Origin of the sequence: Alteromonas sp. V450 (assembly GCF_001885075.1) — a bacterium.
In the GTDB taxonomy this organism is placed as follows: Bacteria; Pseudomonadota; Gammaproteobacteria; order Enterobacterales; family Alteromonadaceae; genus Alteromonas.
In genome coordinates this window covers 301,800-316,655 of sequence record NZ_MODU01000004.1, presented here as the reverse complement: position 1 = coordinate 316,655, position 14,856 = coordinate 301,800, and the positions used below count along the sequence as shown (strand labels likewise).

The following is a 14,856-nucleotide window of genomic DNA, read 5'->3' as shown; positions in this document are numbered from 1 at the left end:
ACCTCAATGAACCACGAATATGAAAAAGCGCGAATTGCTGCGCTGGAGTCGTTAGATATTTTAGATACTTCGCCAAGCGAACAGCTTGATGAACTTACCAAAACCGTACAACAAGAATTTAATGCTAAAACCTGCTTGGTGAGCCTTGTTGCAGAAGATCGTCAATGGTTCAAGTCTCGCCAGTGTATGGATGCTACCGAAACACCGCGTAATATCTCATTTTGCACCTACGCGATAGCCGAAGAAGAATATCTAATTGTTCCCGACGCTAAAGCCGATAAGCTATTTGCCAATAACCCGCTAGTTACTGGCAACCCCTTCATTAGAGCGTATGCAGGTGCCATTTTGCGTAATAAAGACGGTTATGAGTTGGGTACGTTATGCCTTCTGTTTGATGAGCCGAGAGATTTCTCGGAAGCAGAGATTCAGAGCTTAACAAGCCACGCGCGCACTGCGGAAGCCATTATTTTTTCAGAACATCTTCCAGCGTAACCCCAGCGCTAGACTTTTCACATCGCAAAACAAAAACGCATCACTAAAAAGTGATGCGCTCGATAACGCTCTCAACCCGTTTAATTCTATCTAAAATCAGCCGCATCTAACTCGTGCTTTTTCATGAGCTTGTGCATGTCAGTGCGGTTTCTACCGGCAAGTTCCGCCGCACGCGTTACATTGCCATCGGTCATTTTAAGAAGCTTGTGCAAGTATTGCTGTTCAAAGGCATCGCGCGCTTCTGTAAGTGTTGGCCAGCTTTGTTTAGTGGCAGACAAGGCTTGCTCTACTAAGTGAAGAGGAATAACCGGCGTTTGCGTTAGTGCCACGCACTGCTCAACCACGTTCACAAGCTGACGTACGTTACCGGGCCATGATGAAGTGACGAGCTGTTGCATAGCGTCATCGGAAAATTGGCTTGCGTTGACACCGTGGCGTTGCGCGCTTTGCTGCAGCAATGATCGCGCAAGTAAAGGGATGTCCTCGCTACGCGATTTCAGTGAAGGAAGCTTGAGATTGACTACATTTAGTCGATAATACAAGTCTTCACGGAAGGTGCCCTCTTCCATTTCTTTATGCAGATCTTTGTGCGTTGCAGAAATGATACGCACATCGATGTCGACGTGCTTGCTGCTACCTACTGGACGAATTTGTCTCTCTTGCAGCGCGCGCAATAGCTTTACCTGCAGCGTCATTGGCATATCGCCAATCTCGTCTAGAAATAACGTTCCGCCGTCAGCTTCTCTGAACAAGCCTGGGTGTGCTGCTACGGCACCAGTGAACGCACCTTTAGCATGACCAAACAACTCCGACTCAAGTAAGTTTTCAGGCAACGCACCACAGTTAATGGCTACAAATGGCTTACCGCTGCGGTTACTTGCTTTGTGAATGGCATTGGCGAGCAGTTCTTTACCTGTTCCACTTGCACCACTTATGAGAACAGACACTTCACGCTTGGCAATTCTAAACGCTTGGTCTAGCACATTTAGCATTTGAGGTGAACGTGTGATGATATCTTTTGCCCACTCTCCGGGCTGTGCTGCTTGGGACTGGCTTAATGCTTTTTGAAGCAATGTGCGTAGTTCATCGTGATCGACAGGCTTTGGTAAAAAGCCAAATACCCCGCGCTGCGTAGCAGCGATTGCATCTGCAATAGTACCGTGAGCTGTCATCAATATAACGGGAATGTCTTTTCGAATTCCCATAATCTCTTCGAATAAACTAAGACCATCGAGACCGGGCATGCGAAGGTCACTTAACACAACGTCATAGCTTTCATTTTGCAGCTTCTTAAGCGCTGATTGACCGTCTTCTACGGCGGTAACTTCATACCCCTCGCCCTCAAGACGAATCGTTAATAATCTCAAAAGACTTTTGTCGTCATCAACCAACAATAAGTTAGGGCTACTGCTCGGCTTATCGCTCACTGTTGTGTACTCCTACTTTTATCCATCAACGTTGCTTCAATCCGCAACAGTTCTTCTATTTTTGTTCGAAGCGTTACCGCCTCTTTTTCAAGAACATTAATCTTTTCACCACGGGCTGTATTTTCTTTTTCCAATACAACTAATGCTGACTCTAGTTCCATCATATGGGTGTTCTGAGTACCCGCGACAGTCGCTATGACTTTGGCAGCAATTGGTGTAAAGCTAGCAGCGAGTTTATCAAGTGCCAGCTGGGCTCTCAGTCTATCTTGATAAGGTGTGTCATTTGGCAACGTGTAAATGTAAGTAAGCAGGATATGAAAAGGCGACTCATCGAATGATTGAATGGTGCTTTTACGCTCCTGCCACGTCTTTTCCGATGCAGCAATCCATTGGTTTAGCCAATAAGCGCTATCGCAGTTATGGGTAAAGTCTGCTGGAGGCTCATTAAAAAGACAAATATCTTTATTACTCACCAGTTTATTGGCCTGGTTATCAAGCCTCTTTGCGGTGTTGCTATCTACGTTCCAATTCTGGCATCCTGCAAGAAAGAACAAGGCTGCAACTAAAAAACTACTTCTCATTTTTATTTTTCCTATTGAGGGATCGTTACTCTAAAACAAACGTCTGCGTAGTCTATATCCACTACTTGAACATCGCCGTGCATCAAACGTGCACAATCAGCAACGATGGATAGCCCAAGCCCCGTACCTATTACGTTATCGTTTCTCGGCTCAGTGCCCCTAATAAAAGGTTCAAAAAGTGTCTTCACCGACTCTGGCGCTATGCGCTTTCCCCTATTGGCAACGTCAAGAACAATGCGACTTGATTCGCTATAGAGGCTTATGTTTATCGGCCTGCCAATGGCGCCATGTGCGACAGCGTTTGACACCAAGTTATCGAGTATGCGTCTAAAAAGCTCTTCATCAACTCTCACGGTTTCAACATTGATATTCACCGCGACTTCTCTATCTTGAATGGCTAATGCATAGTCTTCAAGGCAAGCTGCAACAAGCCGTTTGGGATCACATTCCTGAAACTTAGGTTTAGCTTGTTGGAGTAGCAGATTGTAATCTAAAAGTTTCTCTACCAATGTATTTAATCGTTGCGTACTAGCGGACAAAAGAGATAACACTTCGCGCTGCGCCTTGTTTAAATCGCCTACAACATTCTCAGACAATAAGCTGCACCCTTCTTTAATACTTGCCAGAGGCGTTTTGAGCTCGTGCGCCGCGTGTCTAAGAAGGGCGGTGCGTATGTGTTCAAGCTGTTGCAGGCGTTCGTATAGCCAATGAAGGTCTTTCTCTACGTCTATTAATTCTTTTGGCGCTTGGCGAGACAACGGCGGCAGTTCGCCATCCTCACGAGCCATTATTCTAATTATTTTTTTGAGATTGTTTACCGGATTAACGATTAATTGGCTACCGAGCAAGATAAGTAAGAGAGAAACGCTAACAAGCATCGCCGTTGACCATGCTTGCTTAGCTTGCATTGCGCTGAGATCATTCTGTTGTACTTTTACGCGGTTCACAATGGCTTGCTCGACGTCTTCTCTAAGAAGCTCCACGCTGTCGTTAACAGAAGCAAGATATGCATTTAGTAAAAGTTGGTCTTCTATTGTGCGGTATTCTGAAAGTTGTGACAGCTGCTCGGAAAGCTTTGCACATACCGCAGGTACCGATAATGCCTGGCAAAGATTTTCAGCTGCAACGGCAAACTGTTCTATCGCGCTATCTGACAAAAGCGCGACCTTCTCATTGCGCAACACAGTGTACTGTCTAATACTTCGCTCAACATCGACCACCGCGTTGTCAAGACGCTGCATATCGCCCACAACATCAACGACGAATCGGGTTTCTAGCATCGTCATCTGACCAACTTTAGCCAAATCACTTTGGCTTTGCCACAGCAGCGCAATGAGAGGAATAAGGGCAAGTAAAAAACTACCCAGCGTCAATTGCCTTAATGAACCTAACTGCAGCAGCCGTTCACTGAATGAAGCTTTGTTTATCAGAGTTGTTTCCTCGTTTTATTTTTTACCGCAATGATTTATTGGCAGTCAGCTTTTCGTTACCTGGCGTGAGGTCACTCTTTGCTAACTCGTCCTCCGATAACTGCCCATCTTCATTGTCGTCTATTAAACCAAAGTTTCTGAGTAATGCTGTGTGCCTTACTGCTTCTTTGAGGGAAATAACACCATCATTGTTGGTATCTAATTGTCCCATCAAAGTTTTCGCTGCGTCAGCATGTGCATCTGCAACGGATACCGCCTGAACGGCTGCAATCGTGCAAAGAATCAAAAATATTTTTTCGAGACGTTTCATCATAGGTCCTCCGCTATGTGCTGTAAAAATCCTTATTACTACCCACAAGCTCGAAGCCATACGAACAATTGCTACCCCCTCAGTACCTTCGCACTCTAGGTTAAAAAGCCCGTGATGCCTTCAAAAGCGCTATATGTTTACATCGCGATGCTAGAATCAGGCCACTTAATAAAAACATTTAATTATCAATAGTTAAACAAGATTTCAGCCTACAGAAGTTCGGAAACCTCCTAAATGTGTTGCAAAAAAGACACACTCTTTTGTAACGGAGGACTTGTAAAAAGCACACAATCGACGAGCAGCTGTGAAGCAATAACGAAGACATTGCCATCGCACTTTTTTTGATACTGGTTTGCTGCTATGAGATGGTCGTCGGCGTTGTTAGAAGGTCCTCCAACGGTACCGGCTTACTGAAGAAGAACCCTTGAACGTGGTCGCAACCGTGTTCCATGAGATAGTGCCATTGTTCTTTGTTTTCTATTCCTTCTGCACATACCAACAAAGACAACCGTTTGGCCAAGTCGATGATAGCGCCAGTTACCAAGCGGCTGCGCTCGGATGTCTGTATTTCCATGACGAATTGCCTGTCTATTTTGAGTGTGTCGATATTAATTTGCGTCAAGTAACTAAGCGAAGAATAGCCGGTTCCAAAGTCATCAAGTGCAATTGCGCAGCCCATATTACCCACCCTTTTAAAGAACTTATTTGAAAGGGCGAAGTTCTCCAAATATGCACTTTCTGTCACTTCGAACTCGACATTTTCTGGGTTGGTGTCAAAGGCTTGAAAGGTAGAATAAATGTAATCAAAAAGCGCCGCATTTCGCAAGTCATGCCCAGACAGATTCACAGAAGCTCTTAAATGACGTCCCCCCCATTGCTTGAGCGCAGGCATGTCAATACAAACACGCTTTATCATCCAACGCGTAATTGCCGTTATCTTGCCGCCTTTTTCCGCTATTGGAATAAATTCATTAGGCATTACTAACCCTAACTCAGGGTGTTGCCATCGGATTAATGCCTCTACGCCGATGACGACGCCACTACTGTTGACCTTTACTTGATAATAAACAACAAATTCATTTTCAGTTATCCCTTTCTCAATGCCATTAGCAAGGTGTAACTTTCGCTTGTGAGATTCGACCATATCAGGCGTAAATAAAGTAAAACTACCTCGCCCTTTTGCTTTTGAGCGATACATCGCAAGGTCTGCATTACTCATGAGCTCTGACAAATCGTATCGCGCATCAGACGCTTTGGCTATTCCAACACTCAATCCAACAGTTAACGACAAACCTCTTAGTTCAAATGGTTCCTCAAAAGCATTTATGAGTCTATTTGCTAACCGTTGCGCTGATTCAGGCGTCACATCTCTATCCGGCAAAACTAAAAACTCATCACCGCCGAGTCGAGCAAACAAATCCCCATCTCTCAGCAGTTTCTGTGTTCTATCTGCCACCTCTATGAGAATTAAATCTCCGGTTTCATGTCCAAGCGAATCATTAATACCCTTGAAGCCATCTAAATCGAAAAATAACAACAGCAAGTCTTCTTCATTTCTTTTCGCTCTCGCAAGCTCCAATCGAAGGTTATCTAGTACAAACTGTCGGTTAGGAAGACCTGTCAAGCTGTCAAAGTTGGCCAACCGAGACATAGTTTCTTGCTGATCAATCAACGTTTGATTCTGTTCGAAGTTGATAAGAAGCTCTACTTCGATTGTTTCTAAAAGGTTGTTGATGTTCTGAGCGAGTTGCCCAATTTCATTTTCTGCACTGAGCGAACTCCTCAATGCATAATCCTTAGACTCAAAGACATCTTGAGTGAATTGCCTCAAAGAAGCTAGTGAAGTGATGAAGCGGTTCAAAACAAAGAAACAAAGGGTTGTACACGCTAACCAAATTAACAGAATGACAGAAACTTGTTCCAGTAAGTAGCGCGATAAACTGACATAACCTGTCTCTGCGGCATCAACATACAGAATAAGATGGCCCGAGGGGTCGAGACTATTACCGATTGTTTTGTGCGATACGATTATCGTTTGGTATTGGCTAACACCGAACGGCGTTTCCTGTGGTGATGACGGCAAAAATAGGCGGTTCTCCTTCGAAAGCCAACCTTCTCTCTTGTACTGGGCAATTATCTGGTCATTGGTATTGTACAGTGCCGCAAACCCGATATGCCTATTTTCTCGCACCACTTGAAAAATTTCAGAAAAAAGACTGGTGTCATTCGGATTGCGCAACATAGCGTTAGCAAGAAGCGATGCAAGCATGTTACTTTCAGTTAATGTATTTTGCTTGGCAATTTCAGTCACTGCTTGGTTGTGGTTTATCCTCGTCACTGCAACAACCGCTATAGCTAAGACAGCCATTAAGATGGCAATACACAGTCCTATTGGAAACCTTAACGTTCTAAACACTCACTCACCTTAACCGAATATCGCACGTTCATTTTTAATCACATACGATGGGAACGTCACCTCGCTGGGGACAACTTATCGGAATGATAAAGTAGCGTGAAAAAAAACAAAAATTTATTTTTCTTCTGACACAGTATTATCGAGGACTTCAAGCTTAGTTTTGATAAATTGACTGTGAGGGACGTATAGGAGTTCAGCAATCTGTCGGACGGTACTTTCTTCTAATGGGGCGAGTGATCGATCTGCGTACGCAATAGCCCACAAACTTTTGATGATTTGTATACGCTCCTCGGCGCTACATTGCCTGACAATAACTTGGGTAAATTGAACCAGGTCAACAGCAGACTCCGCTTTTTCCTCTCCTTGCTTTAGCAAGGTTTTTAGCGTTTCCTCATCAATGCTCACGTGTTTACGAAGTTGCTTTTCATACTCAGCACGTTCTGTCTGAGTTACTTCATAATCTGCATTAATCACTTCGCAAAACAAAGCAGCAGTAGCAAGTTCTAGTGTGTACGCAGGCTTTTGTTGCGTCCGACTGTCCTCAAATAATGCCAATAAAGATTTCAACATAGCAATTCACAATCTGTAAAAACTTCAGCATGAGCGATTGCGCGATTTATTGCCATATTGATAAGGTAAATAGAACAGCTCAAAAGATGAAACAAACAATATAACACTTTTTCACTAATGTGCTTTCGTGCTTAACAAACAGGTTATTTTGCTACCTCCATGCTCAAACCATATTTTGTCACACAGAGCGTTGATTAGAGATAAACCTCTACCATAGCTCAGATCTGGCCGAGATGAAGCGGCCGGATTCCACTGAAACCCCTCTCCACTGTCTTCTACTGTCAGCTTAACTTGGTTTTGGGTCGGTAAAGCCTCTATGCGAATACTAATTTGCCCCTTGTGTAAGGACGCAAGTTTTTCTTCTCTTTCTTGGTAATATTGACTAAATCCACTTTCAGTTGCCTTTAACGTTGAGTTCAGGTTGAGAATGCCGTGTTCCAATGCGTTGTTGAACAATTCTGAAAGCACTGTGTAAAAGATTGACCTAACGCTTTGCACGCTTTCTCCCTGACCTATAAGATTTAGTACGCGTTGCAAGATGCCTGGCTGTTTAAGGTGTTCAGCGTTTAGCGTTACTTCATGCACAGCAAACAATCCCAATTCAGTTTGAATAGCACTTTGCAACGCAATGGGACGCGAGGTAAAGACCACGATAGTAACGTCGTCGGTGAATTTAGTGTTATCGGAATATTGAGCGACTCGATTGTATAGCGCGTTTGCTGATACTGCGCCATCTTGTTGCATTTGCATCCTAACGATTTGTGCCAACCCTTCTTCTAATAAGATTTCGCCCGAGTCATTTTGTCCTTCAATCAATCCATCACTGCAAATCAGAAGCTGCTCATTCGGCATCAATCGTACAGTGTTGCAATCGGTATTTAGTTCATGCTCTTCTAAAATACCAAGTGCCATATGTTGAGATGTATACATTCTCAGGTTTCTATCGGTATTCGCAGGCACAATAACTGCGGGCATACCGCCTTGCCACAGATTAATGCTAGTGCCAGCTGCATTAATTTCACCGATAACCGCAGCCATAAACATGTCACTAGGCAGGAAATCGATTAAGATAGTATTTAATTCAGATACAATTTCTGGTATCGACACTCCCAAGCGACTGAGTTCTTGAAACGCGCGCGTAACCGGCAGAGCGCCAATTGCAGACGCTAAGCCATGCCCGGTAAAATCACCAACGATAAAATAGATCCCCCCCGAAGGACTCGCTGAACACAAAAATAAATCGCCGTTAAACGTCTCTGCAGGCTGCAAAAGCGTGTCAAAATATGCCAGTACGTTTGAATCATTAACAATGGCGTGGCTAAATATATGCTCAACAATGGCATGCTCTCTTGCAACGCGCTGGTTGAAAATACTCAATCTTTGGTTTTGACTTTCAACATGCTGGCTGAGAGAACGAATCTTTAAATGCGCCCTTATTTTTGCAATGAGAATATGTTTGTCGAATGGCTTTGTGGCAAAGTCGTTTCCGCCAACCTCAATACACCTGACTAAGCTCTCGTTATCCTCTAACGCGGTAATGAACAAGATAGGAAGATATCCGTCATCGGTGATGTGACGTATTTTAGCTGCAACGTCATAACCAGACATATTTGGCATCACCACATCTAATAAAACGAGATCGGGGCGCTCTTCATTGAACAACGCGATGGCTTCCCTACCATTTTTTGCTTCAATACAGTCTTTATACCCTGCATTAAAAAGAATATTGGCCAGCAGTGCTCTGTTTATAAATTCATCATCGACAATGAGGATTTTCACAAGATACCCTTATTATCTGATTTCAAACTTCTTATCAAAGCGAGATATTTTTAAGATTTTAGCCACTTGAGGCTTGGCATTTTCTATGCTGTATGAAAACCCTCTATCTGCGAGTGCTTTTTGCATATTAAGCAGCATGCCTAGGGCTGAGCTGTCCATGTACTCTGTTCTCGACAAATCTACCGTTATATGTCGAACTCCCGTCTTTACCCCTAAATAAGCTTGCCTGAAACCCTCTACTTTACTGAAGTCGAACTTTTCACCCACGTCGATAAGAAGCGTGCTTTGTCCATTTATATAGCTCGTTTTTATTTCCATCATCTCTCCGTGTCATTGTAACAATAATCAGATAAATTATTGAGCCACTGACCCGCATAAATCACTGGCTTATGCTATTGTTAGCGTAGTCTAACTTTCTTACATTGCCATTAGCGCGACCTAAACTTTGGTATGAGAATTCAAATTACGCAATAATAGATAGTAAAGAGTATTTACTTTAGCGCTGTATTCGATACACACTTAGCGCAAGAGCAATTATTGTAGAGGTAAGTATGCAAGACTGGAAAGACGCCCTTTTGGTTTACAGTACCGATGGGGGCAGAATAAAGTCTGAGCCAAAAGACGAGCTTCGCTCCATATCTTCCGACGGTATCGTGAGAATACATAGAGAAACGAAAGGAAGAAAAGGCAAAGGAGTCTCATTGATAAAGGGATTAGATCTGCCCGCGTCCGATTTAAAGAAACTCGGCTCAGATTTGAAAAAAAAGTGCGGGTGTGGTGGCGCAGTGAAAGAAGGGATAATCGAAGTGCAAACTGACGACAGAGATAAACTTCGTATGCTGCTAACCGAAAAAGGCTTTAAAGTAAAGCTTGCAGGGGGCTAATTTTCGCCTCTACTTTTTCATAAACCTATAACAAAAAGAGTCTGAAATGGAAAAGCTGTCAATTTCTGATTTACACATAATTCTGGTTGAACCTTCTGATACACAGAGGAAGATTATTACGACCTTACTGCTAAAAGAAAACGTGAGGGAGATTGACCCCGTCAGCACACTTTCTGAAGCGCGCTCAGCGATAAAAGCCCATGGGGCAGATCTCGTCGTTAGTGCCATGTACTTCGAAGACGGTACAGCCCTAGAACTGCTCAAATTTATAAAAGAAGATGACCAATTTAAGTCTATTCCTTTCATGCTTGTATCGAGCGAAAACAGAATGACAAAACTCGAAGAATTCAAACAAGCGGGCGTTGCGGCTATTCTCCCTAAGCCCTTTGAGCCGCTGCATTTATCGCGAGCATTAAATGCAAGTTTAGATTTGATCAATCACGATGAGTTAGATTTAGAGCTTTTTGATGTACACGACGTGCGCGTATTATTGGTTGATGACAGTAAACTTGCACGTAATCATATAAGGCGCGTTCTTGAAGGAATGGGTCTTCAGCGTATCAAAGAAGCTGAAAATGGCGCAATGGCACTGACGTTTATAAAAGATGAATCATTCGACCTTGTCGTTACTGACTATAATATGCCAGAAATGGATGGACGAGAATTATCAGAATTTATCCGCTTTAACCCTGAAACTGCGCATATTCCTATCATTATGGTGACGTCTGAATCAGCGGATAGCGCACACATGGCGAACATTCAGCAGACCGGTGTAAATGCATTGTGTGATAAACCTTTTGAGCCGAACGAAGTAAGACAGATGTTGTCAGCACTACTAGGCAATTGAGTGTAGGCTAGCCGATGCACTGACGCCTGCTTTATCTAGAGAAAATTTACAAGACATATAACAAAAAAAAGCATCGGCGATTGTAAAAATTCATTGACACCATTGCGCATTAGTCATACATTCAAAATTATGAAAAAGATTACACAACATGCAGTTTGCCCTTTCTTTGCGTTTATAACCTTTCATTAGGGAGGCGCATCTGCATGCTAAAAACCTCCCATGTGGGAGGTTTTTTTTTAGCTTAAGATTTTGAAATTTTTGCGAAACCAATATACGGAACAACTATGCCAAACAATGCACTAGATACTGTTAGACAGCGTATTACTGCGCTGGACAGTGAATTACTTAGCTTGCTAGCCGAACGCCGGAAACTCACTAACGAAGTAGCCGAAACAAAAATAAAACACCATATTCCAGTAAGAGATCATAAACGCGAAGAACAACTACTCGTGCGCCTTATCAAAGAAGGGCAAAGTATAGGGCTGGATCCACATTACGTAACGCAAGTATTTCACGTTGTTATCGAAGACTCGGTTCTAAATCAGCAAGCTATGTTGGCTGAACGCGCAAACCCTGGAAGCGCGCTACCGCTCAACAGAGTCGCGTTTCTTGGTGATAAAGGTTCGTACTCATACTTGGCCACACAAAAATATTTTTCTAGGCGCCCCGGCGAGCTTCTAGAAATGGGCTGTCAAAGTTTTGCAGAAATTATTCACAAGGTAGAAAACGCCGAAGCAGACTATGCCGTTTTACCCATTGAAAATACAACGTCTGGCAGTATAAATGAAGTTTATGACCAGTTGCAGCATACACAACTTAGCATTATCGGCGAGCTTACTCACCCTATTCGCCATACGCTTCTGGTGAGCCAAAACACAACCGTAGACAAGATAAAAACTCTCTATGCACATCCTCAAGTGTTTACCCAGTGTAGCCACTTTCTAGCGGAACTAGGTAACGTTGAGGTAAAGACCATGGACAGCACTTCCTCAGCAATGCTCACGGTAAGTGAATTACAACGAGACGATGTTGCCGCAATTGGCAGTGAAGCTGGTGGTAACCTGTATGGCCTCATCGCCATAAAGAGTAATTTGGCAAATCAGAAAGAAAACCACAGTCGCTTTATTGTTGTAGCGCGAAACCCAGTTGTCGTTCCCCTTCAAGTGCCAGCTAAAACAACGCTAGTAATGTCTACCGTTCAAAAGCCCGGCGCGCTTGTTGAGGCATTGCTCGTTTTAAGAGAAAACAACATCAATATGACAAAACTTGAATCTCGACCAATTCCAGGAAACCCTTGGGAGGAAATGTTCTACATCGACGTGGAAGGTAATGTCGAGGACGGTCCTGTTCAAACTGCATTAGACGCGCTAAGAGGCATAACACGATATATTAAAGTGCTTGGCTGCTACCCAAGCGAAGAAATAAGCCCGACAAAGGTTGCCGCGGCCAGTGCACTGGCCCAATAACGTCATCGGAAAAGAGTGCAGCTAACAAGCTGCACTCTACTTATCTCTTAATAGCTGTCCGTCATCGGCCTTTAAAAGCATTTGTTTACTGTCTGCCAAACACTTTTTAGCATAGTCGCCAAACCAATCACCCACGCTCGCAAACTGCGCTATAAATTCGTTTTTATTCCCATTTTCCAATAGCGAGAGAGCTAAGCCGAAGCGCTCATAAAAACGGCGCAACAACGCGAAGTTATCGGGGTTGTTGAATATAATATCCGCATATAGCTGTGGTGACTGAGCAAATAAACGACCAACCATTGCAAGCTCTAAACGATAAATAGGTGAACTGAACATTGTCAAAGATTCAAGATTAGGATCTTCGCCTTTTAAATGCTGTCCATAAACAAAGGTATTGAAGTGCCGCATAACCTGAATATACGCCATTGCCTGGTCATGTTCGTGCGCACTGCTTGCGTGGATAGTGGCCCCCCAAATACGCATTTGCTCGATAAGCCAATCGTACTTGCTACTTTCTCTGCCTTCACACACAACAACTACCTGTTTTATCATCCCTGGCGCATCGGGACCAAACATAGGATGTAGACCAACAACAGGCCCATCGTGCACTTTAAGCATTGCTTCGAGAGGCTTTACTTTGATACTGGTAATATCTGCCAAAACACAACTTTTAGGCAGCATCGTAAGTTTAGCAATGGTTTTTTCAGTTACATTTATTGGCACTGCAACCACGACAAGCGCAGCTTGGCTTAGCACGTCGGCTGCACGGCCGCTCTGCCAGTCGTCTTTTTCAACAACGGAAACCTTGTACCGACTGCGCTCAAACAAGCTAACGAACACCCGCCCTAAGGCACCCTCGCCGCCAATAACAACGACGTTTCCAACACTTTCGTTTACACATCGGTATTGGTTGTTTTGCGTATGATATGACTCGCGCATGACTCGACGTAGGAGATCTTCCGTCAAATCTGGTGACACCCCTAACAGTTCAGCCTGAGCGCGTCGTGAAGCGATAAGCGCCTTTTCACGAGCAGGGACATAAACGGGCATGCCTGCCTCAGCTTTCAGCTTGCCAACTTGGGTCGTAATGTGGTTGCGCTTTGCTAGTAGTTCGACGAGCTGAGTATCCAACTCGTCTATACCTTCGCGCAGCTCTTCAAGCTGCTGCGAAAAATCGGCCATATCGTCTTATCCTTTGGGCAAAAGGCACGGTGCTAAGATTTATGCCACCGTGCGCTTGTTTTGGCGTAAGGGTAACACAGTTATCAATTTATCTCTGGTTTGAGCAATTAAGTTTTCCGTACTTTCCCAGTCAATACATCCGTCAGTAATAGACACGCCATACTCTAACTCTTCTGGCTTTTTACCTTCCGCCTTTTGGTTACCAGGTTTAAGGTGACTTTCTAACATTACACCAATGATTGACTGGTTACCTTCTAGAATTTGATTCACAACATTTTGCGCAACCAATGGCTGTCGACGGTAGTCTTTTGCCGAGTTCGCATGGCTGCAATCAACAACTAGACCTGCCGTAAGCCCGGCTCCCTCTAATTCTACTTCGCATTCAGACACGCATACCGAGTCATAATTCGGTTGCTTGCCTCCACGAAGGATTATATGGCCGTCTGGGTTACCACTTGTGCCAATTATACTTACTTGGCCTTGCTTATTGATCCCCATAAAACGATGTCCAGACGCCGCTGATTTCAATGCATTGATTGCAATATCGAGACTTCCGTCAGTACCGTTTTTAAAACCTACTGGCATCGACAAACCGCTTGCCATTTCACGATGCGTTTGTGATTCTGAGGTTCTCGCTCCAATTGCAGCCCAACTGAATAACTCAGCCAAATACTGGGGACTGATCGGGTCTAACGCTTCCGTGGCCACGGGTAATTCTAGTTCTGCCAACCAAATTAACAATTCTCGTGCTTTGCGAAGGCCTGTTTCGATATCAAATGTACCGTCGATATGCGGGTCGTTAATCAGTCCTTTCCACCCTGTTGTTGTGCGCGGCTTCTCAAAGTAAACACGCATGACGATGAACAATGTATCTTTACACGACTCATGCAGCTCTTTTAGCTTTAACGCGTACTCTTTCGCTGCGTCAATGTCGTGGATAGAGCATGGCCCACATACAACAAGCAATCTGTGATCTCGGCGGTGGATAATATCTGAAACGATTTTCCTCGATTCTGATATTGCTTCCAGCGCTTTATCTGACACAGGAAGCTCTGCACTTAAGTCATCAGGGGTTATAAGCACATCTTCAGTGCTTACGTGAACATTATTAACAGTGTCCTTAATCATGGGGCTTCATTACTCTCTTAACTACAAATTATAAAGGTAAACTCAAACGCTAAAAGAGCAGAGCTCAAAGCGTAAACAAAGGTTTACATATAGAAATTATACATTTTTTAAATTGCCATTGACTTTTTAACAAGCCAAGAATAACAACGCAAGTTATTACATCGAATACTTCAATATGATATTGTTTTTAGCTGCCATAGTAAAAAAAATTGTCAACAAAACTTTTCACCCGACTTCCATAGGTTATATTTTGGCCACCAGTAAAAGGTCGGCGATTGAAAAATATGTCGCGAGCGCCAGCGCTATGACAATGCCGATTATCAACAATAAATATGTTCTATTTC

Annotated in this window: 14 protein-coding genes; 4 read left to right on the top strand and 10 right to left on the bottom strand. The window is 43.7% G+C overall.

The features are described from left to right. Window positions 1–6 precede the first annotated feature (6 nt). A complete protein-coding gene (locus tag BK026_RS01385) occupies window positions 7–492 on the top strand; it encodes a GAF domain-containing protein (protein ID WP_071814182.1) in 486 nt (161 codons plus the stop codon). 86 nt (window positions 493–578) lie between these two features. Here the strand turns inward: BK026_RS01385 and BK026_RS01380 are convergent, their stop codons facing one another. The 8 genes from BK026_RS01380 to BK026_RS01345 form a co-directional block, all read right to left on the bottom strand. Then, window positions 579–1,919, bottom strand: a complete 1,341-nt coding sequence (locus BK026_RS01380; protein ID WP_071814181.1) for a sigma 54-interacting transcriptional regulator — start codon at window positions 1,917–1,919, stop codon at window positions 579–581. After that, on the bottom strand, window positions 1,916–2,500 hold the full coding sequence (locus BK026_RS01375; RefSeq protein WP_071814180.1) for a hypothetical protein: 585 nt from the start codon (window positions 2,498–2,500) through the stop codon (window positions 1,916–1,918). Before BK026_RS01375 ends, BK026_RS01380 begins: the two co-directional genes overlap by 4 nt. 11 nt (window positions 2,501–2,511) lie before the next feature. Continuing rightward, window positions 2,512–3,900 carry a sensor histidine kinase KdpD gene (locus tag BK026_RS01370; RefSeq protein ID WP_083574959.1) on the bottom strand — a complete coding sequence of 463 codons (1,389 nt, stop codon included), beginning with the start codon at window positions 3,898–3,900 and terminating at the stop codon, window positions 2,512–2,514. Between the two features lie 52 nt (window positions 3,901–3,952). Then, the gene (locus BK026_RS01365; RefSeq protein ID WP_256253589.1) at window positions 3,953–4,243 is read right to left on the bottom strand and encodes a calcium-binding protein; all 291 of its coding nucleotides are present in this window, start codon (window positions 4,241–4,243) and stop codon (window positions 3,953–3,955) included. A gap of 355 nt (window positions 4,244–4,598) precedes the next feature. Beyond that, on the bottom strand, window positions 4,599–6,656 hold the full coding sequence (locus BK026_RS01360) for a bifunctional diguanylate cyclase/phosphodiesterase (protein WP_071814178.1): 2,058 nt from the start codon (window positions 6,654–6,656) through the stop codon (window positions 4,599–4,601). A gap of 114 nt (window positions 6,657–6,770) precedes the next feature. Then, window positions 6,771–7,226: a TerB family tellurite resistance protein gene (locus BK026_RS01355; RefSeq protein ID WP_071814177.1), complete on the bottom strand. Its 456-nt coding sequence runs from the start codon at window positions 7,224–7,226 to the stop codon at window positions 6,771–6,773. 114 nt (window positions 7,227–7,340) lie between these two features. After that, complete coding sequence (locus BK026_RS01350) at window positions 7,341–9,005, bottom strand: fused response regulator/phosphatase (RefSeq protein WP_071814176.1); 1,665 nt, start codon at window positions 9,003–9,005, stop codon at window positions 7,341–7,343. 12 nt (window positions 9,006–9,017) lie between these two features. After that, window positions 9,018–9,323, bottom strand: coding sequence for an STAS domain-containing protein (locus BK026_RS01345; RefSeq protein WP_083574957.1), 306 nt, complete (start codon window positions 9,321–9,323; stop codon window positions 9,018–9,020). Window positions 9,324–9,556: 233 nt separating this feature from the next. On the opposite strand from BK026_RS01345, the gene yciH reads away from it, so the two are divergent. The 3 genes from yciH to pheA all read left to right on the top strand — a co-directional run bounded on the left by yciH (window position 9,557) and on the right by pheA (window position 12,202). After that, window positions 9,557–9,889: a stress response translation initiation inhibitor YciH gene (gene yciH / locus BK026_RS01340; RefSeq protein WP_071814174.1), complete on the top strand. Its 333-nt coding sequence runs from the start codon at window positions 9,557–9,559 to the stop codon at window positions 9,887–9,889. A gap of 46 nt (window positions 9,890–9,935) precedes the next feature. Further along, entirely contained in the window at window positions 9,936–10,736 is an 801-nt protein-coding gene (locus BK026_RS01335) for a response regulator (protein ID WP_071814173.1), read from the top strand. A gap of 284 nt (window positions 10,737–11,020) precedes the next feature. Continuing rightward, window positions 11,021–12,202: a prephenate dehydratase gene (pheA, locus tag BK026_RS01330; protein WP_071814172.1), complete on the top strand. Its 1,182-nt coding sequence runs from the start codon at window positions 11,021–11,023 to the stop codon at window positions 12,200–12,202. A gap of 36 nt (window positions 12,203–12,238) precedes the next feature. Here the strand turns inward: pheA and tyrA are convergent, their stop codons facing one another. Together tyrA and BK026_RS01320 are read right to left on the bottom strand one after the other, a co-directional pair. After that, on the bottom strand, window positions 12,239–13,384 hold the full coding sequence (gene tyrA, locus BK026_RS01325) for a bifunctional chorismate mutase/prephenate dehydrogenase (protein WP_071814171.1): 1,146 nt from the start codon (window positions 13,382–13,384) through the stop codon (window positions 12,239–12,241). 39 nt (window positions 13,385–13,423) lie between these two features. Then, the gene (locus BK026_RS01320; RefSeq protein ID WP_071814170.1) at window positions 13,424–14,512 is read right to left on the bottom strand and encodes a 3-deoxy-7-phosphoheptulonate synthase; all 1,089 of its coding nucleotides are present in this window, start codon (window positions 14,510–14,512) and stop codon (window positions 13,424–13,426) included. Between the last annotated feature and the right edge of the window lie 344 nt (window positions 14,513–14,856).

Coding starts and splice junctions, on each gene's coding strand:
- BK026_RS01385 (WP_071814182.1), top strand. CDS start 7: ATGAACCACGAATATGAAAAAGCGCGAATTGCTGCGCTGGAGTCGTTA.
- BK026_RS01375 (WP_071814180.1), bottom strand. CDS start 2,500: ATGAGAAGTAGTTTTTTAGTTGCAGCCTTGTTCTTTCTTGCAGGATGC.
- BK026_RS01365 (WP_256253589.1), bottom strand. CDS start 4,243: ATGATGAAACGTCTCGAAAAAATATTTTTGATTCTTTGCACGATTGCA.
- BK026_RS01355 (WP_071814177.1), bottom strand. CDS start 7,226: ATGTTGAAATCTTTATTGGCATTATTTGAGGACAGTCGGACGCAACAA.
- BK026_RS01345 (WP_083574957.1), bottom strand. CDS start 9,323: ATGGAAATAAAAACGAGCTATATAAATGGACAAAGCACGCTTCTTATC.
- yciH (WP_071814174.1), top strand. CDS start 9,557: ATGCAAGACTGGAAAGACGCCCTTTTGGTTTACAGTACCGATGGGGGC.
- BK026_RS01335 (WP_071814173.1), top strand. CDS start 9,936: ATGGAAAAGCTGTCAATTTCTGATTTACACATAATTCTGGTTGAACCT.
- pheA (WP_071814172.1), top strand. CDS start 11,021: ATGCCAAACAATGCACTAGATACTGTTAGACAGCGTATTACTGCGCTG.
- tyrA (WP_071814171.1), bottom strand. CDS start 13,384: ATGGCCGATTTTTCGCAGCAGCTTGAAGAGCTGCGCGAAGGTATAGAC.
- BK026_RS01320 (WP_071814170.1), bottom strand. CDS start 14,512: ATGATTAAGGACACTGTTAATAATGTTCACGTAAGCACTGAAGATGTG.